This window comes from Streptomyces sp. NPDC097129, from assembly GCF_055668065.1.
Window position 1 is genome coordinate 1 of record NZ_JBVOQE010000113.1, and the last position, 1,074, is coordinate 1,074.

1 protein-coding gene and 1 pseudogene are annotated in these 1,074 nt (G+C 60.9%); one reads left to right on the forward strand and one right to left on the reverse strand.

The window, feature by feature from the left end:
* On the forward strand, window positions 1–813 hold an 813-nt coding region (locus AC0B9F_RS38495; RefSeq protein ID WP_472010506.1), incomplete at its 5' end, for a vitamin B12 dependent-methionine synthase activation domain-containing protein.
* Between the two features lie 30 nt (window positions 814–843).
* Here the strand turns inward: AC0B9F_RS38495 and AC0B9F_RS38500 are convergent.
* Window positions 844–1,047: pseudogene (locus AC0B9F_RS38500) on the reverse strand (helix-turn-helix domain-containing protein); the annotation flags it as partial.
* Window positions 1,048–1,074 lie beyond the last annotated feature (27 nt).

Consider the following 1,074-nt stretch of genomic DNA (forward strand, 5'->3'; position numbering starts at 1 on the left):
GTCGAGCTGTTGGGCCAGTGTAACTCGCGGTGCGCTGTCTCGCGGGTGCTCGAGGCTCGCGGTCGTTTCCTCGGCGTGTGGGTCCTGCGGGGTCAGCGCTTGGGCGACTGTGCGACGTTCGAGGAACTGGTCGAGTCGGAAGGCCGTCCGCGACTTCGGTACTGGCTCGATCGGTTGACGTCCGAGGGCATCCTCGCGCATGCCGCGGTCGTGTACGGGTACTTCCCGGCGATCTCGGAGGGCGACGACGTCATCGTGCTCACCGAGCCGAAACCGGATGCACCCGAAAGGTTCCGATTCACCTACCCGCGCCAGCACCGCGACCGCTTCCTGTGCATCGCGGACTTCGTTCGCTCGCGCAAGGACGCCGAGGCCACCGGGCAGGTCGACGTACTCCCGTTCCAGTTGGTGACGATGGGTCAGCCGATCGCGGACTTCGCCAACGAGTTGTTCGCGTCGAACTCGTACCGCGATTACCTCGAGGTTCACGGAATCGGTGTCCAGCTCACGGAGTCTCTGGCCGAGTACTGGCATCGACGCGTCCGTGAAGAGCTAGTGCTTCCCGAGGGTCACACCGTCGCGGAGCAGGATCCCACCGAGGTTGCCGGTTACTTCGATCTCGAGTACCGCGGCGCTCGCTATTCGTTCGGATACGGCGCGTGCCCGGATCTCGAGGATCGAGCCAAGTTGGTTGCGTTGCTCGAACCCGAACGAATCGGCGTCGAATTGTCCGAGGAGCTGCAGCTGCATCCCGAGCAGTCCACGGACGCTTTTGTCCTGCACCACCCGGAAGCAAAGTATTTCAATGTCTGAACTGTCATCTGGATACAGTTGAAGTGCGAACCAGAGTTCAGCTCGAACCTTTGGATCATCCAGATCACATCCGAGTGCGTTGGCAACTCGACTCATTCTGTAGCGCAGTGTATGCCGATGAATCCCTAACATCCCGGCCGAAGCGTCGGCTTGCCCGTTTTTCGCAAGGTAGACACGAAGCGTTCGAGTGAAATCTACTTTCGAGCTTTGATCGAGTTTCCTTACCGGCGCCAGGGTCTCCCGCGCCCATACTCGGACTTG